At 69.8% G+C, this 21,442-nt stretch carries 17 protein-coding genes; 9 read left to right on the top strand and 8 right to left on the bottom strand.

The features are described 5' to 3' along the window. Positions 1 to 2: 2 nt before the first annotated feature. Positions 3 to 488, bottom strand: coding sequence for a DUF456 domain-containing protein (locus M1M07_RS00780; RefSeq protein WP_197252956.1), 486 nt, complete (start codon positions 486 to 488; stop codon positions 3 to 5). Further along, positions 485 to 1,690, bottom strand: a complete 1,206-nt coding sequence (gene purT / locus M1M07_RS00775; protein WP_248672981.1) for a formate-dependent phosphoribosylglycinamide formyltransferase — start codon at positions 1,688 to 1,690, stop codon at positions 485 to 487. The genes M1M07_RS00780 and purT overlap by 4 nt, the downstream gene beginning before the upstream one ends. Positions 1,691 to 1,791: 101 nt before the next feature. On the opposite strand from purT, the gene M1M07_RS00770 reads away from it, so the two are divergent. Together M1M07_RS00770 and M1M07_RS00765 are read left to right on the top strand one after the other, a co-directional pair. Then, complete coding sequence (locus M1M07_RS00770) at positions 1,792 to 4,524, top strand: vitamin B12-dependent ribonucleotide reductase (protein WP_308200754.1); 2,733 nt, start codon at positions 1,792 to 1,794, stop codon at positions 4,522 to 4,524. A gap of 38 nt (positions 4,525 to 4,562) precedes the next feature. After that, complete coding sequence (locus M1M07_RS00765; RefSeq protein WP_248672979.1) at positions 4,563 to 4,994, top strand: hypothetical protein; 432 nt, start codon at positions 4,563 to 4,565, stop codon at positions 4,992 to 4,994. Positions 4,995 to 5,013: 19 nt separating this feature from the next. Here the strand turns inward: M1M07_RS00765 and M1M07_RS00760 are convergent, their stop codons facing one another. Then, on the bottom strand, positions 5,014 to 5,394 hold the full coding sequence (locus M1M07_RS00760) for a VOC family protein (protein WP_248672978.1): 381 nt from the start codon (positions 5,392 to 5,394) through the stop codon (positions 5,014 to 5,016). 90 nt (positions 5,395 to 5,484) lie between these two features. Here M1M07_RS00760 and M1M07_RS00755 point away from each other — a divergent pair, with 90 nt between their 5' ends. Further along, a complete protein-coding gene (locus M1M07_RS00755; RefSeq protein ID WP_248672977.1) occupies positions 5,485 to 5,865 on the top strand; it encodes a nuclear transport factor 2 family protein in 381 nt (126 codons plus the stop codon). A gap of 76 nt (positions 5,866 to 5,941) precedes the next feature. Beyond that, positions 5,942 to 7,039: a CaiB/BaiF CoA-transferase family protein gene (locus tag M1M07_RS00750; RefSeq protein WP_197252952.1), complete on the top strand. Its 1,098-nt coding sequence runs from the start codon at positions 5,942 to 5,944 to the stop codon at positions 7,037 to 7,039. A gap of 4 nt (positions 7,040 to 7,043) precedes the next feature. Here M1M07_RS00750 and M1M07_RS00745 read toward each other — a convergent pair whose 3' ends face one another. Both M1M07_RS00745 and M1M07_RS00740 read right to left on the bottom strand, forming a co-directional pair. Beyond that, positions 7,044 to 10,520, bottom strand: a complete 3,477-nt coding sequence (locus M1M07_RS00745; RefSeq protein WP_248672976.1) for a serine/threonine-protein kinase — start codon at positions 10,518 to 10,520, stop codon at positions 7,044 to 7,046. Between the two features lie 112 nt (positions 10,521 to 10,632). After that, positions 10,633 to 12,105 (bottom strand): PLP-dependent aminotransferase family protein, encoded by a 1,473-nt coding sequence (locus M1M07_RS00740; protein WP_248672975.1) that lies wholly within the window; start codon positions 12,103 to 12,105, stop codon positions 10,633 to 10,635. A gap of 103 nt (positions 12,106 to 12,208) precedes the next feature. On the opposite strand from M1M07_RS00740, the gene M1M07_RS00735 reads away from it, so the two are divergent. Further along, positions 12,209 to 12,745, top strand: a complete 537-nt coding sequence (locus M1M07_RS00735; protein ID WP_231610829.1) for a methylated-DNA--[protein]-cysteine S-methyltransferase — start codon at positions 12,209 to 12,211, stop codon at positions 12,743 to 12,745. Between the two features lie 18 nt (positions 12,746 to 12,763). Here M1M07_RS00735 and M1M07_RS00730 read toward each other — a convergent pair whose 3' ends face one another. Together M1M07_RS00730 and M1M07_RS00725 are read right to left on the bottom strand one after the other, a co-directional pair. Continuing rightward, positions 12,764 to 15,370, bottom strand: coding sequence for a LuxR C-terminal-related transcriptional regulator (locus M1M07_RS00730; RefSeq protein WP_197252948.1), 2,607 nt, complete (start codon positions 15,368 to 15,370; stop codon positions 12,764 to 12,766). Positions 15,371 to 15,445: 75 nt separating this feature from the next. Further along, positions 15,446 to 16,735 (bottom strand): adenylosuccinate synthase, encoded by a 1,290-nt coding sequence (locus M1M07_RS00725; protein ID WP_248672974.1) that lies wholly within the window; start codon positions 16,733 to 16,735, stop codon positions 15,446 to 15,448. A 228-nt stretch (positions 16,736 to 16,963) separates the two neighbouring features. Between M1M07_RS00725 and M1M07_RS00720 the strand changes: the two genes are divergently transcribed. The 3 genes from M1M07_RS00720 (at position 16,964) to M1M07_RS00710 (ending at position 19,918) form a co-directional block, all read left to right on the top strand. Then, a complete protein-coding gene (locus tag M1M07_RS00720; protein WP_197252957.1) occupies positions 16,964 to 17,614 on the top strand; it encodes a hypothetical protein in 651 nt (216 codons plus the stop codon). A gap of 151 nt (positions 17,615 to 17,765) precedes the next feature. Further along, a complete protein-coding gene (locus tag M1M07_RS00715) occupies positions 17,766 to 19,172 on the top strand; it encodes an MFS transporter (RefSeq protein WP_248672973.1) in 1,407 nt (468 codons plus the stop codon). Next, complete coding sequence (locus M1M07_RS00710; RefSeq protein WP_248672972.1) at positions 19,169 to 19,918, top strand: thioesterase family protein; 750 nt, start codon at positions 19,169 to 19,171, stop codon at positions 19,916 to 19,918. The genes M1M07_RS00715 and M1M07_RS00710 overlap by 4 nt, the downstream gene beginning before the upstream one ends. Here M1M07_RS00710 and M1M07_RS00705 read toward each other — a convergent pair. Further along, positions 19,905 to 20,858 carry a YafY family protein gene (locus M1M07_RS00705; RefSeq protein ID WP_248672971.1) on the bottom strand — a complete coding sequence of 318 codons (954 nt, stop codon included), beginning with the start codon at positions 20,856 to 20,858 and terminating at the stop codon, positions 19,905 to 19,907. The two genes, M1M07_RS00710 and M1M07_RS00705, sit on opposite strands and share 14 nt — an antisense overlap. A 63-nt stretch (positions 20,859 to 20,921) precedes the next feature. Here M1M07_RS00705 and M1M07_RS00700 point away from each other — a divergent pair, with 63 nt between their 5' ends. Continuing rightward, positions 20,922 to 21,386, top strand: coding sequence for a pyridoxamine 5'-phosphate oxidase family protein (locus tag M1M07_RS00700; RefSeq protein WP_197254923.1), 465 nt, complete (start codon positions 20,922 to 20,924; stop codon positions 21,384 to 21,386). Positions 21,387 to 21,442 lie beyond the last annotated feature (56 nt).

The raw sequence follows: 21,442 nt of genomic DNA, 5'->3' as shown, positions 1-21,442 counted from the left end.
GCTCAGAGGACGAACAGCACGGCCCACAGCCAGGCGCCGGCGGCGACGAGGCCGCCGAGCAGTTCCACGAGCATCGACAGGCCGACCGCCTTGGTCGCCTCGACCGTCGAATCCCACGCACCGCGATGGGTGCGGTGCCGCTGCGCCTCGGACAGGTACATGCCGAGCAGGAAACCCAGTACCAGGCCGATCACCGGCACCACGAAGAATCCGACGATCCCGACGAGCCCACCGACGACGAGCGAGCGGGTCGGCACACCCGCCTGCCGGATCCGTTTGCCGGGCCACGTGTACTTCACGACGCCGGTGACGACCAGGGCGACCGTCGCGATCGCGAACACGACCCACGCGGGGGTCCCGCCGGTGAGGATCGCCCACACCAGGATCGCGCCGAAGATCAGGATGGTGCCCGGCAGGATCGGCACGACGATCCCGAACAGGCCGACGAGGATCGCGAGGCCGACGAGGGCCTCCGCGCCGGCGCTCACGGTGCGACCGGCCGCACGAGGGAGGCGGCCTCGCCCGCGCGGGCCCGGGCGGTGTCGATGTCCGGGCCGGTGGCCACGGCCACCCCCATCCGCCGACGCGCGTAGGACTCGGGCTTGCCGAACAACCGCAGGTCGGACTCGGGCACGCGCAGCGCGTCGGCCACGCCCTCGAACGCGATACCGGTGGCGTCGACGCCCCCGTAGATCACGGCGGACGCACCCGGCGCGAGCAGCGACGTGTCGACCGGGAGCCCGAGGATCGCGCGGGCGTGCAGTTCGAACTCCGACAGCCGCTGGCTGCGCAGGGTGACCAGGCCGGTGTCGTGCGGGCGGGGACTGACCTCGGAGAAGTACACCTCGTCGCCCTTGACGAACAGTTCGACACCGAACACGCCGCGGCCGCCGAGCGCGCCGGTGACCGCCGCCGCGATCTCCCGTGCCCGGGTCAGCGCCGCGTCGCTCATCGGCTGCGGCTGCCACGATTCGATGTAGTCGCCGCGGCTCTGCACGTGCCCGATCGGCTCGCAGAAGAACGTCTCGACGTCGCCGGAGTCACCGACCGCGCGGACCGTGAGCTGGGTGATCTCGTAGTCGAAGTCCACGAACCCTTCGACGATGACCCTGCCGTGGTTGATGCGCCCCCCGGCCAGCGCGTAGTCCCAGGCCGCGGGCATCTCGTCGGCGGACCGCACCGTCGACTGTCCCTTCCCCGACGACGACATCACCGGCTTGACCACGCACGGATAGCCGACCGCCTCGGCTGCGGCGAGCACCTCCGCAAGCGATTCGGCGAACCGGTAGGGCGAGGTGGGCAGGCCCAGTTCCTCGGCGGCCAGACGCCGGATTCCTTCCCGGTTCATGGTCAGCTGCGTGGCGCGCGCGGTGGGAATGACCTCGGCGAGCCCGCGTTCCTCGACGACGGCGAGCGCGTCGGTGGCGATGGCCTCGATTTCGGGGACCACCAGGTCGGGTCGTTCGGCCTCGATGATCGCGAGGAGCGCCTGGGGGTCACCCATGTCGACGGTGTGGGCGCGATGCGCGACCTGCTGCCCGGGCGCGTTCGAGTACCGGTCCACGGCGACCACCTCCACACCCAGCCGTTGCAGCGCGATGGTGACTTCTTTCCCTAGTTCGCCTGCGCCGAGCATGAGGACACGAGTGGCATTCGGCGACAGCGGAGTGCCGAGACGCGGTGAGATCATGGTGGGACTATATGTGGCACCGGCGTTCGTTCCGGGAGGATGCGATGGGCAGTAGCCAGACGGACAGCAGGACGCACGAGCACGACGGTGACGCGCCCGACATGGGCCGCGCCGACGTGCGGGATTTCACCGCCGCCGATGTCCGGCACTTCACCACCGCCGGCCGTGATCCCGCGGACGAGGTGGACTGGCAGCGGCGCGACGCCCGCATCGTGCACCACGGCACCGGCGCGGTGGTGTTCGAGCAGAAGGATGTCGAGTTCCCGTCCGGCTGGTCGCAGAACGCGACGGACATCGTGAGCCAGAAATACTTCCGCGGCGAACTCGGCTCGCCGGGCCGGGAGACCTCGCTGCGCGACGTCGTCGCCCGCATCGTCGACACCATCACCGCGTGGGGCACCGCGGACGGCCACCTCGACGACCCGGAGGCGTTCGCGGCCGAACTGACGTACCTGCTCCTGCACCAGAAGGCGTCGTTCAACAGCCCGGTGTGGTTCAACATCGGCGTCCCGGACGTTCCGCAGCAGGCCAGCGCCTGTTTCATCCTGTCGGTCGACGACAGCATCGATTCGATCCTCGAGTGGTACCGGCAGGAGGCGGTGATCTTCAAAGGCGGTTCCGGGGCCGGGGTCAACCTGTCCCGGATCCGGTCGTCCGCCGAACCCCTGGGTGGGGGCGGTACCGCGTCGGGCCCGGTCAGTTTCATGCGCGGCGCGGACGCCTCGGCCGGGACCATCAAGTCCGGCGGCAAGACCCGGCGGGCCGCGAAGATGGTGATCCTCGACGTCGGCCATCCCGACATCGAGGAGTTCGTGGAGTGCAAGGCCATCGAGGAACGTAAGGCCCGCGTGCTCGACGCCGCGGGTTTCGACATGGGACTCGACGGCCGCGACAGCCATTCGGTGCAGTACCAGAACGCCAACAACTCGGTGCGGGTCACCGACGAGTTCATGCAGGCGGTCGTCGACGACGCGCAGTGGCCGCTGCGTGCGGTCACCACCGGCTCGACGGTGCGTACCGTGTCGGCACGAGAGTTGTTCGGGCGCATCGCATCTGCTGCGTGGGAGTGCGCGGACCCGGGCATCCAGTTCGACACCACCATCAACCGCTGGAACACCGCGGCGGTGACCGGCCGGATCAATGGGTCGAATCCGTGCTCGGAGTACATGCACCTCGACGATTCCGCATGCAACCTGGCGAGCCTGAACCTGCTGACGTTCCTGCTCGAGGACGGCACGTTCGACGTGGACGGGTTCCGGCACGCGGTGGCGGTACTCATCACCGCCCAGGAGATTCTCGTGGGCCGCGCCGACTATCCGACCGGGCGGATCGGTGAGACCTCGCGGCGGTTCCGCCAGCTCGGGTTGGGATACGCGAATCTCGGTGCGTTGCTGATGGCTTCGGGTCTGCCCTACGACAGCGATGCCGGCCGCGCGTACGCCGCGGCGATAACCGCCCTGATGACCGGGCACGCCTACGCGGTCTCGGCGCGCCTGGCCGAGCGGCTGGGGCCGTTCGACGGATTCGCCGAGAACCGGGAACCGACCCTCGCCGTGCTCGCGCGGCATCGCGGCGCACTCGACGACGTCGACGCCGATCTCGCTCCCGGTCCGGTGCTCACCGCGGCCCGGGAGAGCTGGGACGAGGCGGTCGCGGGGGCGGCCGAGCACGGTGTGCGCAACAGCCAGGTGACGGTGCTCGCCCCGACCGGCACGATCGGTCTCGCAATGGATTGCGACACAACGGGTATCGAACCGGATCTGGCGCTGGTCAAGTCGAAGAAGCTGGTCGGCGGCGGCACGCTGTCGATCGTCAACCGCACGGTGCCGCGCGCCCTGTCGCGACTCGGTTACACCCCGGCGCAGGTCGCGGACGTGGTGACCCACCTGGACACCCGTCGCACTCTGACCGGCGCCCCGCACATCCGCGACGAGCACCGCGCGGTGTTCGCGACATCGATGGGCGACAACGTGATCGAGCCGCGCGGGCATGTGCTGATGATGGCGGCGGTGCAGCCGTTCCTGTCGGGGGCGATCTCGAAGACCGTGAACCTGCCCGAGTCCGCGACCGTGCGCGACATCGAGGATCTGTACCTCGACAGTTGGCGACTGGGGCTCAAGGCGGTCGCGGTGTACCGGGACAACTGCAAGCTCGGACAACCGTTGTCGGGCGCACCGACGCAGACGACGTCGGCGCCCCCGATCCCCGGTAGCACAATCCCCGGGACCACGGTTCCGGATGCGGCGGTGCCGGCCCCGCGACGCGAACGCCTTCCGCGGACCCGCAATTCGCGCACCTTCGAGTTCCGGGTCGCGGACTGCAAGGGCTTCTTCACGATCGGCGAGTACGACGACGGCAGGCCCGGGGAGATGTTCCTGCGCGTGTCGAAGCAGGGCTCGACCCTGGCCGGGATCATGGATGCGTTCTCGATGTCGGTCAGTTACGGCCTGCAGTACGGGGTTCCGTTGAGCACATTCGTGCGGGCGTTCACCAGTACCCGGTTCGAGCCCGCGGGCATCACGGACGATCCCGATCTGCGGCTGGCCACGTCGATCCTCGATTACATCTTCCGGCGGCTCGCGATCGACTACCTGGAACCGGACGTCCGTATGGATCTGGGTATCCGCACCACCTCGGAACGGTCGGACCGGTTGCCCGGCGGCACCGAGACCGCCGAGACCGCCGAGACGGTCACCGACACCCGCCAGGGCCATGCAGGCACCTCCGGCCGGGAGTCGGACGCCCCGTACTGCATGCAGTGCGGGGTCCGGATGCAGCGCTCCGGTTCGTGCCATGCGTGTCCGTCGTGCGGAAACACCAGCGGCTGCAGCTGAATCTGGTGCAATCCCGCACCCGCCGCCATACTTGCGCGATGGATGTGGGGATCGATACGGAGTTGACGGTGCTCGCCGCGGGGCTGATCTTCGTGCTCGCGCTCGGCCTCGGCGTATGGAAGTACCGGCAGATGGTCACGTCGGAGAACCATCTCGCGCACCCGTACGTCGACATCGCACACCGTTCGGCGTTGCTGTACTCGTTCGCGACGCTGCTCACCGCGGTGTTCGTCGAGTTGAGCGCGTGGCCGACGGCGGTGAACCTGGTCGCCGCCGGAGTGCTGGTGGCGTTCTTCGTGATTGCGATCGGCAGTTACATCGTGCACGGCGCACTGCGCGACACCACCAACCAGTTCGAGCGTCCGGACCGGACCACGACCGTCGCGATGACCGCGCTCATCGTCGGCGAGATGGGCGGGTTCTCGGTCCTGCTCGCCGGATTCGTGTGGGGCAGTTTCCTCGGCGGGTGACCCGCCGCGACGGCGCCGGTCAGGCCGGCGGCTGCGTCAACGACAGCACGTTGCCGTGCGGGTCGCGGAACCAGGCGACCCGCATGCCGTCCGGGGCCGTCCAGACATCGTGGTCGTCCTGATCCATACCTTTGTATCGGACAAGGTCGACGCCCTTGTCCCGCAACGCCTCGACGGAGGCGTTGATGTCGTCGACCTGCCAGCCCAGCACCGTGTAACCGGTGTCGGCCCGGGACTGCACCAGCGTCACCCGCACCGGCGTGCCACCGCCACCGTCGAGCACGAGGGCGAAGTGGTCGCGGGCGATCTTCCGGAATCCGAGCGTGTCGACATAGAACATTTCCGAGACATCGAGATCGGTGCTCGGCACGAAACCCACGAGTTGGCCGCTGATCGTCATGCAATCCACTGTGCTCCCCCGCCTCCGGCACCGGCAACCGAATCACGACATTCACCCACCGCCCCCTGCCACTGACTAGCATCTGCGGTTATGAGCACCTCGGAGATCGCCACCGTCCTCGCCTGGCACGACGCCGTGAACGACAACGACGTCGAAACACTGCTGGAACTGTCCAGCGACGACATCGTCCTGCCGACGGACGACGACGACGAGGATCAGGGCCTGGACGAGCTCCGGGAGTGGGCGACGACGTCCGGCGTGACGCTCACCCCGGGCCGGATGTACGTGCACGGCGGCATCGTCGTCGTCGAGGAGACCGCGACGTGGGCGTCCGCACCGGACGAAGCGGTCGAGGAGGCACTGGCCTTCCGGGTGGTCGACGACCAGGTGGTCTCGGTCTACCGGCACCCGACGCTCGAGCACGCACTCGAAGCGACCCGACTCGGCGAGGCCGACCTGTACGAGGGGTGACCACCGGCACATCTAGCGATCGCTAAAGGTAACCTCACGGAGAACAGGTCCCAACGTCCCGAGTGAGGTTCGCCGAGTGTCCGCTGAAGCTGTTGAGAAGAAGGGTCCGCTCGCGGGTATCCGCGTCGTCGAGTTCGCCGGTCTCGGCCCGGGTCCGCACGCCGCGACCCTGCTCGCCGATCTCGGCGCCGACGTCGTGTGCGTCCAGCGTCCCGGACTGATCCCGCCCGCCGGTCACCGCGACCAGATCCAGCGCGGCCGTACGGTCGTCGAGGCCAACCTCAAGGATCCCGAGCAGGTCGAGAAGGTGCTCGGGCTCATCGAGCGCGCCGACGTCCTGATCGAGGGATTCCGTCCCGGCGTCACCGAGCGCATGGGTCTCGGCCCCGACGTCGCGCTGGCCCGCAACCCGCGTCTGGTCTACGGCCGCATGACCGGCTGGGGTCAGGAAGGCCCTCTGGCCAACGCCGCCGGTCACGACATCAACTACATCTCGCTCACCGGTGTGCTGCACGCGATCGGTCGCGAGGGTGAGCGTCCGGTGCCGCCGCTGAACATGGTCGGCGACTTCGGTGGCGGTTCGATGTTCCTGATCTTCGGCATCCTCTCCGCGCTCGTCGAGCGGCAGACGTCCGGCAAGGGGCAGGTCGTCGACGCGGCGATGGTCGACGGCGCGCTCGCGCTCTCGCACATGATGTGGGCGTTCCGCGGCCGCGGCGTGTGGTCGGACGAGCGGGGCACGAACCTGCTCGACACCGGCGCACCGTTCTACGACGTGTACGAGACCTCGGACGGCAAGTACATGGCGGTCGGGGCGATCGAGCCGCAGTTCTACGCGTTGCTGCTGCAGGGCCTCGGACTCGATGCGGCGAACCTGCCGCAGCAGCTCGACCGGTCGGCCTGGCCCGAGATGAAGAAGCTGTTCACCGAGACGTTCCTCACCAAGACCCGCGACGAGTGGTCGGAGATCTTCCTGGGCACCGATGCCTGTGTGTCCCCGGTCCTGACCTGGGCCGAGGCACCGAACAACGAGCACATCGCCGCCCGCGGCTCGCTCATCGAACTCGACGGGGTCACGCAGCACGCGCCGGCGCCGCGCTTCTCGCGCACGCCTGCGGGTGCGCCCATTCCGCCGGCCGGTGAGGCCACCGACATCGACACCGTCTGGACCTGAGTCGCTAGACCCGATGTACGGACCCCGCCGTGACCGCTGCCTCGAGGAACGAGGCCGGCACGGCGGGCCATCCCGGGCGTGCCCGGTCGGCACGGATGTCGTCGAGGACGCGCCGCGTCACCTCGATCACGTACGGGCCGCCGTCCGGTAGGAGGCGGGCCAGTCCCGCGCGCGCGGCGACGTCGGCCACCGTCACGAGCAGGTCGGCGGCCTCGTCGTCGCGCCCCGCCGCGGCGAGGCACGCCACCAGGAGCCGTTCGGCGAGCAGGGTTCTCCGGGGCCACGCGCCGTCCCGCCACCTCTGCACCCACTCCGAGGCCCACCGGCAGGCGAGGTCGGTGTGCTCGGCGGTGGGGTCGGACAGCAGGAGCCGGATCGCGGTCGCGTCGTCGATCTGCGCCGTCAGCAGGGCGGTTCCGCTTTCGGGTCGGTCGGACCCGTACCGCGCGACCGGTCGCGGCCGGCGCACCGGCGACAGGTCCAACCGGATGCGTTCGTTCTCGACGGCCGCGGCCAGCCGGTCGAGGTGCATGCTCGCGGCCGCGTCGGCGCCGTCGCGCAACCGTTCGGCCGCGATGTCGCGGTTGCCGCGTACCGCGGCGATGCGCGCGCCGACGACGAACCGGGCGATCTTGAAGTCGACGACGCCGCCTTCGGCACCGAGCGCGTAACCGTCGTCGAGCAGTCGCGCCGCCTCGTCGAGTTCGCCTCTCTCGTACAGGAACTCACCGCGAACCGATCCCGCGAGCAGAGCCGCCGACGAGTGCCGGCCGCCGACGCGCCGCGACAGGGCCAGGGCGTCCCGGAAGTGCTCGGCGGCGGTGTCGACGTCGAGCTGTTCGAATGCGGCGAGACCGAGCAGGGTGTGCCCGTGCATCAGGTTGTACGGTCCGGCGTTGAGTTCGTGATACGGCCGCGCGAGTTCCTGCAGGCGACGTGCTTCGTCGAATTCCCCGCGGTACACGGCGTCGAACGTGGCGGTGTTCAGTCCGGTCGAGACCACCACGGACGGGAGGGTCTCGGCCCGGGCCAGGCAGTGTTCGACGATGTCGGCGCTGCGCCCGCTCCGATCGGCGCGCACGTCGATGAGACCGCGGATGACCTCCACCTCCACGACCATGTCCGCGGCTTCCTCGCCCGTGACGGCACCGGACGCCATTCCGCTCTCGACGAGACCGAGTGCCCGCAGTCCCGGCTGCGGGCGGTGGGTGACGACGTTCGCCCACGCGATCGCCAGTTGCAGGCGGGGACGACGCGTCACTTCCGCCATGGGCAGCTTCTCGACGAGACCGAGCAGAACCGATCCCCGGCCGTTTTCGAGAAGCCGGCGGCCGTTGCGTTCGACGAGGTCGACGGCGCGCTCGTCGTCACCCGTCGCCAGCGCATGGTCGACGGCCTCGATGAGCATGTCGTGCTTCTCGCACCACTGTGAAGCGCTGCGATGCAACTGCAGCAACTGCTCGGGATGGTCCCGTTCGAGACGCTGGCGCAGGAACTCGGCGAACAACGGCTGGAACTGGAACCACCTCCCCTCCTGGTCCACGCGGTGCAGGAACAGGTCGCGTTCCTCGATCTCCTCGAGCATCGCCTGCCCTCGCTCGTGCCCGCTGAGTGCGGAGGCGAGGCTTCCGCAGGTGCGTTCGGTGACGGCCGCGGTGAGCAGGAAGTCGACGAGTTCCGGTTCCAGCGAGGCCAGGACGTTCTCGGTGAGAAACTCGCCGATGTCGCGGTGACGGCCGGACAGATGGGCGATGAAGTCGTCCGGGTCGTCGAGCCCGCACAGCGACATCGAGGCCAGCTGCAGTGCCGCCGGCCAGCCGTCCGTCGCCGCGGTCAGCGCCGCCACGCGTTCGTCGTCGAGTGCCAGGCAGCACTGGTCCACGAGGAATTCGCGAGCCTCCTGGACGCTGAAACGCAGTTCGTGGAAATCGATTTCGATGAGGTCCTCACGCACCCGCATCCGGCTCATCGGAAGTCCCGCCCGGGTCCGTCCGACGACCATCACCTGCAGATGGCGGCAGCAGTTGTCCAGCAGGAACCCCATCGCCGCGACGGTCGCCCGGTCGGTGACGCGGTGCCAGTCGTCGAGGATGATCACGACTCGTTCCCCGGCCGCGTGGATCCTGTCGATCAGCGAGGTGAGCACATACCTCTCGGCCTCGTCGCCGTGTTCGGCGAGGGTCTGCGTGAGGTCCCCGACCAGTTCCGGGCGGACCTGACGGAACGCTTCGACGAGGTGCGTGAGGAACCACACGACGTTGTTGTCGTCCCGATCGACGTTCAGCCACGCGACCGGGACGCCGCTGTTGTCGAGCACGTAGCGCCACTGCAACGCCAGCATCGTCTTGCCGAAGCCCGGTGGCGCGTGCACGGCGATCAGGCGCCGACGGCGTTCACCGCCGAGCAGAGCGAGCAGTCTGCGCCGGGCCACGAGCCGGCGGGTCGGCACCGGCGGGCGGAATCGGGTGGCCGGGGCCGGCGGGGTGGTGACCCGGGAGGCCGCTCCGGTGCGCCGGACGCTGCGTCCGCTCGTCCCGGTTGTGCTCCCGGACACCAGCGGCTCGTGCGCATGGTCGGAGGCACCGGCGATCGACAACTCGTCGACGACCAGGCCCTGCTGTGCCTGGATTTCGCGCAGTTGCTCACCGAATTCCGCGGCGGTCGCGGGCCGGTCCCGCGGATCGGCCGACATGGCCTGCTCGATCGCCGCGCAGAGGGCGTCGGGCACACCCTCCTCGCGCAGATCCGGGATGGGTTCGGTGCTCACCCGCACGAACTGGGTGACGATCTTCTCGCCGCTGCGGCGTTCGAATGCGGCGTGCCCGGTGAGCGCGCAGAACAGTGTCGCGGCGAGGCTGTAGACATCCGACGCCGGTGTCGGTGTGTGCCCGGCCAGCACCTCGGGTGCGGTGAACGCCGGCGACCCGGTGATCTCGCCGGTCACCGTCTCGAATCCGCCGCGGATCCGCGCGATCCCGAAGTCGGTGAGCTGCGGTTCCCCGAACTCGGTGAGCATGATGTTCGCGGGCTTGACGTCGCGGTGCAGGATGCCGAGCCGGTGGGCGGTCTCGAGCGCCCCGGCCAGCGCGACCCCCAGGTGCAGGGTCTCCTCCCACCCGACCGGGCCGGTGCGGCGGATCCGGGCGTCCAGCGAATCCCGGCGGTGGTACTGCATCACCAGGTACGGCCGACCGGACACGGTGGTCCCGACCTGCATCACGTTGACGATGTGCGGATGCCCGGACAGGCGGCCCATGGCGCGCTGCTCGCGGAGGAAGCGTTCCAGATTGTCCGGCGCGAGGTGCGAGGTCAGAACCTTGACCGCGACCGTCCGGTCGAGCGCGACCTCGTGACAGCGATACACGATTCCGAAACCGCCACGGCCGATTTCGTACGCGTCCACGAATCCGGCAAGGGCGAGTTCCGATGCGACGTCGGCTCCGACGTCGCGCTGCGTGGACAGCGGATCCGGCCCGGACACGGTCGCCCTCGAATCTCGTTCGCAGTGCCGATGCTCAATTCTTCCCGTTGTCATCGAGGATAACGTCAGCGAACGACATGCGGGCCACGGTCCGCTCCCGAACCCGCGACGATCAGACCACCAGGCGGGGTTCGGTGAGGTCACGGCCGATCGCGAGCGCGCGGTAGGCCTCTGCGACCGCCGCGACCCCACGGCGCAGATCGTCGGACTCCCGCGTGTACGGCAGGCGCACGAACCGCTCGAACGCGCCCTGCACCCCGAATCTCGGGCCGGCGACGAGCAGCGCCCCGTGGTTCGGGGCGATCGCGGCCAATGCCGTCGACACCGGCTCGGGCATGCGCACCCACAACGACATGCCGCCTCGCCCCACCGAGCACTCCCACCCCGGCAGGCGTGCCCCGAGTTCCTCGAGCATCACCGCCCGCTGATCCCGCAGCCGGGCGCGGCGCCCGGCGAGCAGGTCGTCGACGTCGGCGAGCAGGTGCGCCGCGGCCAGTTGCTCCATGACCGGGGTACCGAGGTCCACTGCCGTTCTGGCGCCGGTGAGCCGGGTGATCAGGTCGCGGTCGGCTCGGATCCAGCCGACCCGCAGACCACCCCACAGCGACTTGCCGGTCGAGCCGATGGTCACGACCGACTCGCCGTGGCCGAGAGCCTGCGCGTAGGACGCCACCGACGGGGGTGGGGGCGCGTCGAGCCACAGATCCACCATCGTCTCGTCGACGACCACGGTCATGCGGGTCTCGCGGGCGATGCGGGCGAGTTCGGCGCGACCGTCCTCCCCCAGGCACAGCCCGGTCGGGTTGTGGAAGTCGGGGATCAGATAGGCCATGCGCGCCGCGGTCTGGCGGGCGGCGCTACGCAGTCCGTCGGGGTCCCAGCCGCCGTCGGCGCCGCCTTCCGGCCGTACCGGCACCGGGATCGGGCGGGCGCCGTGCCGCCGGATCGCCTCGAGCGCGTTCGGGTAGGTGGGGTGGTCGACGACGACGCGGTCGCCGGGATCGGTGAGCACCCCGAGCAGCAGTCGCAGCGCGTGCTGGGCCCCGGTCGTGACCATGATCTGGTCGACGGTGGTGGGGAGACCGCTCTCGGCGTAGCGCTGCGCGATGACCTCTCGCAGGCTCGGGATGCCGATCGGTTCGACCCCGTGGCCGGTCAGGTAGGCGGGCATCGCCCGCAGCGCCGCCGCGTAGGCGGTTTCGATCTCCGGTCCCGGCGCCGGCATCGACGCGTCGCTCAGGTCGACCACGTCGCCGACAGGTGCGGCGGTTCGGTCCCGGTTCCCCACCGGACGCGATGCGTCGGCCGGTTTCGCGACGACGCTGCGGGCACCCTGGCGGCTGTGGAGGTATCCCTGCTCTCGCAGGACGGTGTACGCGGAGGTGATGGTGGTCCGGCTCAGCGACAGCACGGCCGCGAGTTCCCGTTCGCTGGGCAGCGCGACGCCGAGCGGCACGCGGCCGTCGTGCACGAGCAGGCGGATGCCGTCGGCGAGCGCCCGGTACGCGGGGCGCGCGTCGTCCGTGTCCTGCCAGTTGCCCAGGTCCCGCGCCAGGGAGCCTGCGCCGATCGCGCGAATCATCACCGGTCCAGTATGTCAGTCCAGTCGTCACCAGTGGCCATCTGTCGGAGGTCCAGTTCATACTGGGGCGGTGACCGAACCCGGCACCACCGAGACCCGAGAGCCCCTGCACACGTCGTTCGCGTTGTTCGACACCGCGATCGGCACGTGCGCGATCGTCTGGTCGGCGACCGGCGTCGTCGGGATCCAACTGCCCGAACCCGCACCGGAACCGACCCGCGACGAGGTGCGGCGCCGCTTCCCCACCGCCGTCGAGAATTCCCTGCCGCCGGCGATCGCGCCGATCGTCGAGGCGGTGACGGCACATCTGGCCGGAGCCGCCGACGATCTGCGGTGGGTGCCCGTGGACTATCGCGACGTCTCCGAATTCGACTGCGCTGTCTACGAATACACGCGATCCCTCGATCCGGGTTCGACAGCGACCTACGGCGAGGTGGCCGCGGCACTCGGACGACCCGGCGGGGCCCAGGCCGTCGGCCAGGCACTGGGCCGCAATCCGGTTCCGATCGTCGTGCCGTGCCATCGGGTTCTCGCGGCCGGGGGAGCCATCGGCGGGTTCTCGGCGCCGGGCAGCATCGTCACCAAGCGCGAACTCCTCGCCCTCGAACACACACCGGGATTCGACGACCCGACCCTGTTCTGACGATCCCCCGCCTGCTGCTCAGTGCCGCTTGCGCAGCGCCTCTCCCAGTTGCGCACGGTCGGAGACGCCGAGTTTCGTGCAGGCCCGGTAGATGTGCCCTTCGACGGTGCGCACCGACAGGAACAGCCGATCGGCGATCTCCTGGTTGCTGAGCCCGGTCGCCACCATCGTCGCGATCTCCCGTTCCCGCTTGGTGAGCGGAAGCGGCTGTGCCGCATCGAGAATCGCGGGTGTGGTCACGTGGTCGCACTTCTCGGCGATGGTGTTCGCGGCGGCCGCGGCATCGAGCGCCTCGTTCCGGCGGCCCGCGGCCATCGCCGCCTGCGCCGCCTGGGCGTAGGCGTCGGCGGCATCGATCGGAATCCCGATGGACTCGTATTCGCCTGCGATCTCGACGAGTTTGCGGTGGTCCGCCGCCGCGACCGCCGCGGCCTGCGCGGCGGCGAGGGGCACCAGGCGTCCGTCGCAGATCTCGGCCAGTTCGGCGAGCCGCGGTGCGGTGGTGGTGTCGCCGAATCGCATCGCGATGTACAACGCCATGGCCTCGACACCGTACTGTCCACTGGCAGCGGCTTTTTCGGAGACCGAGCGGGCGGTGGCGAGCGCGCGGGACAGTTCGCCGCGGGCCGCGTAGAGCCAGGCGCGAGCGAGCTCGTGCTGCACCGCGTTGAGCAGCAGCGGGCTGTTGCGACGGTCCGCGATCTCGAGCATCGCCTCGGCATCGCCGGTGCGGCCCAGCAGCGAATACGCCACGACCAGTGGTGCGTATGCGGGGAACACCCACGCGATCGCGTTCGTCGGCGGGCCGACGCTCAGCGCCGCGATCGCCTGCTCGAGGCGGCGCGCCGCATCGGCGACCTTCCCGCGCGCCAGTTCGACGAGGGCGACCACGACACTGGCCTGCCCCCACGCGAGATATTCGAGACTGCTTGCGCTGTCGAGGAACTTGCGGGCCCGGCGTTCCGCGGCCTCCAGCTCGCCCGCGAAGAGCTGGGCATTGACCGACGCCACCGCGGGCATGTACCGGAACAGTCCGTCGACCTTGTCGGCGATGGTGTCGTTGCGCGCCGCGGCCGCGCACGCGTCCGAGCTGCGCCCGGCCACCCCGTATCCCCATAGTTGCGCGTAGGTGGCGAATTCGACGGCCCAGGGCAGCAGATCCGGTTCGGCCATGACCGCTTCCGCCTCGGCGAGTCCTTCCTCGAGCCGGTTCCGTGAGACCGCGCAGGTCGCCGTCAGCGCGCGCACCGCCAGTGCCAGCGCGGGATGCTCCACGCGCTCCCGGAGCATTGCGAGGACCTGCTCGGCCGTCGCGACGTCCCCCTTGCCGAAGAACAGGTTGGCGACGCGGGGCATGCCCCACCGCAACAACTGTGCCGGGTCGAGGTCGTCCGGGTCGAATCCGGCCAGCAGCGTTTCGGCCTCGTCGCACCGGCCGAGCCACAGCAGCGTGCGGGCCAGGAGTTGCGCGGCGTCGAAGCCGCCCCCGGCACGCACCGCGGCACGCGCGAAACGCTCACCGAGACCGAAGTCGGCGAGCCGGATCGAGCTGCGCGCCGCCGAGGTCAGCAATTCGATATCGGGTGCGCGGTCGCTCTCGAGCGCGAGTTCGGTGAGCCGGATGTGCGCGGCCGGGGTGGACAGGTCGGAGGACTGCAGCGCCTCGACGAGCGTGCCGCGCAGGCGGCGTGCCGCGGCCCGGCCGACGCCGGCACGGATCACCTCGCTGAACAACGGATGCGCGTAGCGGACCTCGAGCTGCGGGCCGTCCTCGTGGATGCGGATCAGGCCGCGCTTCTCTGCCTCCTCGATGGCGTCCTCGCTCGCGATGGACGCCAGCGTGTCGAGATCGATGGGTTCGCAGAACGCGAGGAGCTGCAGGCAGCGCAGCACATCCTCGGGCAGCTGCTCGATGCGGCCCTCGAGCAGGGCGGCGAGTTCGGAGGTGATCGCCGCGCGCCCGCGGAGCTGCCAGACACCGCGCTTCTCGCGGAGGGTGCCGGCTTCGAGTGCGCCTTCGACGAGATGCCGCAGGAACAGGGCGTTCCCGCCGGACGCCTCCCACATGCGGTCGGCGCTGAGTTCCTCGAGGGTGCCGCCGAGCACCGATTCGATGTACTGGGTGCTCTGCTCGCGGCTGAACGGCGTCAGCTCGAGGTGCTCGAGATAGCCGTCCTTCCACAACGAGGTCACCGCGTCCGGTACCGATTCGCCGGTGCGGACGGTCGCGACGATGTGGGCGACCCCGTCGATGGCGAGCTGGTGCAGGAAGGTCGCCGAGAGCTGGTCGAGCAGGTGCGCGTCGTCGACGCCGATGACGATGCCCGTACCGTCCGCGAGCAGCGCTTCGCGGGCGGCGGCAAGGAAATTGACGGGATCGCGGGAGGTGGCCGATCCCACCAGGTGCGCGAACACACCGAGCGGAATACTGCGCGCGGATTCGGTGCCGGCCACCCAGCGCACCCCACCCGGCAGAGACGCGGTCGCGAACCGCGCGAGAGTGGTCTTGCCGACACCGGCGGCACCGGTCAGCACCACCCCACACGTACCGGCGTCGGCAGTGAGTGCCCGAAGTATGATGTCGAACTCCCCCTGCCGCTGAATCAGCGGCCAAGTCTGACTCATGGCCAGGAGTCTAGTCCCGGCAGGGGGCGCCTACAGCAACTCCGCGAACACCACGAAACCGACTGTTTACCGACGTCAGGCCAGCACGTCGTGGCGCACGATGGTTTCGTCGCGGCCCGGTCCGACACCGATGCACGAGATGCGTGCACCGGACAGCTCTTCGAGCCGCAGCACGTAGTTCTGCGCGTTCTTCGGCAGCTCCTCGAAGGTGCGGCACTGCGAGATGTCCTCCCACCAGCCCGGCATCTCCTCGTAGATCGGCTTGGCGTGGTGGATGTCGGTCTGCGTCATCGGCATGTCGTCGACGCGCACGCCGTCCACCTCGTAGGCGACGCAGATCGGGATGGTGTCCAGGCTCGACAGCACGTCGAGCTTGGTGAGGAAGTAGTCGGTGATGCCGTTGACGCGCGTCGCGTAGCGGGCGATGACCGCGTCGAACCAGCCGGTGCGGCGGGCACGGCCGGTGGTGACACCGACCTCGCCGCCCTGCTTGGCCAGGTACGCGCCGTGGTCGTCGAACAGCTCGGTCGGGAACGGGCCCGAGCCGACGCGGGTCGTGTAGGCCTTGAGGATGCCGAGCACCGTGGTGATCTTGGTGGGGCCGATGCCCGAACCGACCGCCGCGCCACCGGAGGTGGGGTTCGAGGAGGTCACGTACGGGTAGGTGCCGTGGTCGACGTCGAGCAACGTGCCCTGCGAACCCTCGAGCAGGATCGTCTCGCCGCGTTCGAGCGCCCGGTTGAGCTCGAGCCGGGTGTCGGTGATGCGGTGCTTGAACCCTTCGGCCTGGCCGAGCACCTCGTCGACGACCTGCTGCGGGTCGAGAGCCTTGCGGTTGTAGATCTTCGCCAGCACCTGGTTCTTGAACTCGAGGGCCGCCTCGACCTTCTGGGTGAAGATCTTCTCGTCCAGGACGTCGGCGACGCGCACGCCGACGCGGGCGATCTTGTCCTGGTAGCAGGGGCCGATACCGCGACCGGTGGTGCCGATCTTCTTGGCGCCGAGGAACCGTTCGGTGACCTTGTCGATGGCCACGTGGTACGGCATGATCAGGTGCGCGTCGGCGGACAGCAGCAGGCGGGAGGTGCCCACGCCGCGCTCTTCCAGACCGGCGAGCTCGGTGAGCAGCACGCCCGGATCGACGACGACTCCGTTGCCGATCACGTTGGTGACGCCCGGGGTGAGGATGCCCGAGGGGATCAGATGGAGCGCGAACTTGTCACCGTTCGGCAGGACGACGGTGTGGCCGGCGTTGTTGCCGCCCTGGTACCGCACCACCCACTGCAGGCGTCCGCCCAGTAGATCGGTAGCTTTGCCCTTGCCCTCGTCGCCCCACTGGGCGCCGATCAGGACGATTGCCGGCATCTCGCGGTCTCCTAAGCAGGTGTCGATGTGCGGGCGGTCTCTCGCCTGCAGGTCCTGCCGCCACGGGCAGTAGCCGGGACGTCAGTCTAATGGACGGCCGGTTCCCCTTCGTGCCCGGCGTCACCGAAACGCCGCGCACACCCCGCTGGAAGCTTCACTACAGTGGAGTCGACGCCCGGCCACCTGCCCGACCCCGATCAGTTGCGAGGAGCCCTGTTGACACCGGTAGTGCTCAAATGCGGTGAAACACCCGTACCGTTGGCGCTCACGCCGGTGACCGCAGTATCCGCACCCGCTCTGCCGGAGAAGGACGACTTCGAGGACGTGTTCGCCCACCTCGAGGCGGTCGAGGATCCCCGCCTGATCGTGGTGGGCAGCGATGCCGCGTTCGCAGCTACCCTCACCCGGCTCATGCGCACCGACCGCCTCGGTGTGGAGCTGGCGTACGTGCCCGAGAAGCGCACCCCGGCGACCGAGGCCTACGGGTTGCGCACGGGTTCGAAGGCGGCCGCGGTGGCGCTGCAGGGCACGGCCAAGTCGGTCCCGCTGATCCGTGACGACGCGGGGATCGCCCTGGTGGGTCGCGCACTCGTCGAGGGGGAAGGCCCCGATCTCGTCGGGGAGGCCTACGTCGACGACACACGCCTGTTCTCCGGCGAGGTTCCCGGCCTGCGCATCGAGCCGACCGTGACCATGCCCGGGCTGCGGGCGGCCGTCGACCGGCCGCGCTGGTTCGGCGGGTACCGGTGGCTCGAGGGTCGTGCGGTGCAACTCGGCTCTCCCGGCGCCCTGCTGACACGTGACGGGGTCGCGAACCCCCGCGCGGTGAAGCGCTCCACGTTCTACCGGCACGATCAGAACTGGCTGCTGGTGCGCTGACGACGCGCCCTGCCGCAGGCTCGATCCCCTCCCTGCGCAGTAGTCGAAACTTGTTGCCGTAGCAGACCCACCGGACGGCCGGGCGGCACGCGGACACCCCCGTCCCCACCTGGCTTGCAAATTGCATAGCCAGACTCTAACGTTTCTGACTATGGAACAACATAGCCAGGCGGTTCGGCCGGCTACCCGGTTCGCTCCCCTCCTCGTCGCGCTCGCCGGCGCACCGTTCATCGCATCCCTCGACCTGTTCGTCGTCAACATCGCCTTCGGTGAGCTCGCGTCCTCGTTCCCGGATTCGTCGCTCGGCGCCCTCAGCTGGGTCCTCAGCGGGTACGCCGTCGTCTATGCCGCTCTGCTCGTACCCCTCGGCCGCTGGGCCGACCGCATCGGCCGCAAGCGCGGTTTCCTGACCGGGCTGGCGTTGTTCACCGTCGCCAGCGCAGCGTGCGCCCTGAGCCCGACCCTCGAGTTCCTCGTCGCGGCCCGGCTGCTGCAGGCGGTCGGCGCCGCCGCCCTCACCCCCGCGAGCCTCGGTCTGCTCGTCGCCACACTGCCCGCGGATCGGCGCGCCGCCGGCGTCCGCGTCTGGGCCGCGACCGGTGCCGCGGCCGCGGCTCTCGGCCCGGTGGTGGGCGGGCTTCTCGTCGAACTCTCATGGCGCTGGGTGTTTCTCGTCAATGTCCCGATCGGCGTCGCGCTACTGATGTGGTCGTTGCGGACCGTTCCGGAATCGAGGGACGTCGAGGGTATCCGTGACGGAGATCTGCCCGGCGCAGCGCTGCTCGCTGCCGGGGTCGGCGCGGCGGCCTTCGTGCTCGTCGAGGGTCCGGAACGGGGCTGGACCGAGTCGTGGGTCACCACCGCCGGGGCCGTCGCGGTCGTTGCCCTCGGGTTGTTCGTCCGGCGCATCCGAAGCCACCGTGCACCGCTGGTCGATCCCGCGCTGCTGCGGGTGCCCGGGTTCGCATGGTCGAATGTCGCGGCGGTTTCGTTCAGTGCGACGTTCGCGGGCGGACTGCTCGCCACGGTTCTGTGGCTCCAGCAGGTGTGGAGCTACTCGGCGCTGCACACCGGACTCGCGATCGCCCCGGGACCGTTGCTCGTCCCGGTCTTCGCCGCGGCAGGTCAGGTTCTCGCCCGGCGTCTCTCCCCCGGGACCATCGCCGCGGCGGGCAGCGCACTGTGGGGCGCCGGCGCGCTGCTGATCTTGGCGACCGCCACCGTCGAACCCAACTATGCGACCGGGTTGGTGCCCGGCTGGTTGCTCGCCGGCGCCGGGGTGGGCCTGGCGCTGCCCACCATCCTGGCCGCGGCGACCGCGGTTCTGCCGCCGGCACAGGCCGCGACGGGCAGCGCCGTGGTCAATGCGGCCCGCCAGATCGGCACCGTGCTCGGTGTCGCGGCGACCGTCACGGCGTTGTCGGCCGGCGGCATCGCCGGATTCCACCGGGCCTGGTGGGTCGTCGCCGCGATTGCCGTGCTCACCGCGGTCGCCGCTCTGCGAATCACTTCTCCCGCTGCCGTGTCCGCACCCATCGATCAGGAGCCCGTGCGATGACGAGTTCTCCGCTGACCGTCGATCTTCCGTCCTCGTTCGACGCCACGTGGCGCGGGTTCGGGGGCCTGCACGGCGGCCTGGTCGCCGGGATACTGCTCCACGCGAGCGCCGCCGAACTCGACGCCGTACCGGCCGCGATCACCGCCCATTTCTATGCGCCGGTGCCGCCCGGACGGGTCGAGGTGCACGTCGAGTCGCTGCGATCCGGGCGCACGGCGGGCGCCCGCGCCTCGCTCGGGAACGGTGAGGTGACCGGGCTGGTGCGGCTCGTGCGGGATCTCGAACCCACCCGGTGGTCGTCCCCGTCGGTGGTGCCCGAGGTGGATCCGTGGACCCGGCCGGTGCTGGAGATCCCGGTCGACTTCGTGCCGTTCTCGCAGTATCTCGACATCCGCCCGATCAATGCGGCCCGCCCGTTCGGGGGCGGCACGGATCCCACCTTTGAGGTGTGGATCCGGCTGCGACCGGATGTGCTGTTACCGCCGGTGGTTCGCGCCGCGGTGCTGCTCGACGCGCTGCCCCCGGGCCTGTTCGCGACGCGGACGGCGCCGGTGCCGATCCCCACCGCCGAGTTCACGGCCCACCTGGCGCCTGCCGCCCACGATCCGGACGGCGACTGGTTCCACCTGCGCCAGCACACGACGTGGGCGAGCGTGGATCTGTGCGTCGACGACACCGAACTGCGCAGGCCCACCGGCGAACTCGTCGCCCAGGGCCGGCAGTTGCGTCGCATCATGGGTGGTTGAGCCGCGCGAGGCGCTCCCCCGCCGCACGCAGCGCCGCCCTCAACGAGGACGGGGCGAGCACCTCGACGCCGCCGCCGAGGGCGAGGAACTGATCGACGGCGACGTCCTCCCCCTCGAGCATCAGATCGACGCGCACCCAGCCCTCGGCATCGGGTTCGCCCGGTTCGACGTCCGCGGCACCTGCTCCCACGATCTTCGGGAGCCTGCGCCGGGCTGTCGGCGACAGCCGGACGGTACACGCGAACGTCCTTATCTCGCGGTCGAATTCGAGGGTCGATGTGGTCCACCACGCAGCCAGGTCGAAATCGTCGGGCCTGCGGGCCGGTTCCTCGAGAGCATCGGCTGCGGTGATGCGACCGACCCGATAGCTGACAATGCGGCGAGAATGCGCGGCGACGAGATACCAGATCCCGGCCTTGGCGACCAGGCCGAGTGGATCGAGGGTGCGGGTCACCTCAGCGCGGCCCCGGCGGTAGCGGATGTGCAGTCGTCGGCCTTCGAGAACGGCGGTCGCGACGATCGGAAGATGCTCGTTCCCACCCGGTTCGGTGAACCAGCCGGGTGCGTCGACGTGCACGCGGTCGCGCCGGACCTGCGCGGCGGTGCGCAACGGCAGGGGCATCGACCCGAGGAGTTTCGTTCGGGCGGCATCGACCTCGACACCGAGCTCGGCGGCGAGCGCCGGCACACCCAGCAGCATCAGGGCGGCGCTCTCGGGCCGGGTCAGCCCGCTGAGCCGCGACTGCCAGCCGTCGAGCAGCCGGATGCCACCGCCGGGCCCGCTCTCGGTCCACACCGGCACCCCCGCGGCGGACAGCGCGCCGACGTCGCGATACACGGTACGGACCGAGACGCCCAGTTCGTCCGCGAGATGCTGGGCTGTGACGCCGGGACTGCCCTGCAGGCGCAGCATCATCTCCAGTAGGCGGGCCGATCGCACAAGATCGACACTAGACGAAATCCCTGACACAAGATGTCAGTGATGTGGGTGCACAGTGGTCGCATGGCAACTTGGGAACAGTTCCGTACCGAAGCACCGGATCTCGCGGACGCGATCGCCGCGCGCTGGGCCGCCCACAAGCACCACGTGCTGGCCACACTGCGCCGCGACGGCTCCCCGCGCGTCAGCGGCACCGAGGTCGAGATCGTCGACGGCCGGCTCGTGATCGGATCGATGTACGGCGCGGTGAAGGCCCGCGACCTGCAGCGGGACGGTCGGTACGCCCTGCATTCCAATCCCGGCCACCACGACATGGTGGGAGGCGACGCGAAGGTCGCGGGGCGGGCGCGCGAACTGCACGGCGCCACGAAGGACGCGATCCTCGCGGCGTATCCGTCGGAGGTGCCGGAGGGCCCGATGCACCTGTTCGAGCTCGACCTCGACGAGGCCGTGCTCGTCACCGTCGACGAGAAGTTGCACGTCGACGTGTGGCGTCCCGGCGCCGGAGTGGTCCGTCACGATCGGTGAAAATCGGGCGAAACGCCCAATTCACCTGAAGGGCACGGTCGTTGACGAGGATACTT

This window comes from Rhodococcus sp. HM1 (assembly GCF_023218075.1).
Taxonomy (GTDB): Bacteria; Actinomycetota; Actinomycetes; order Mycobacteriales; family Mycobacteriaceae; genus Rhodococcus.
Note: the sequence above shows the minus strand (reverse complement) of the source record. Positions and strands in the feature narration are given on the sequence as shown.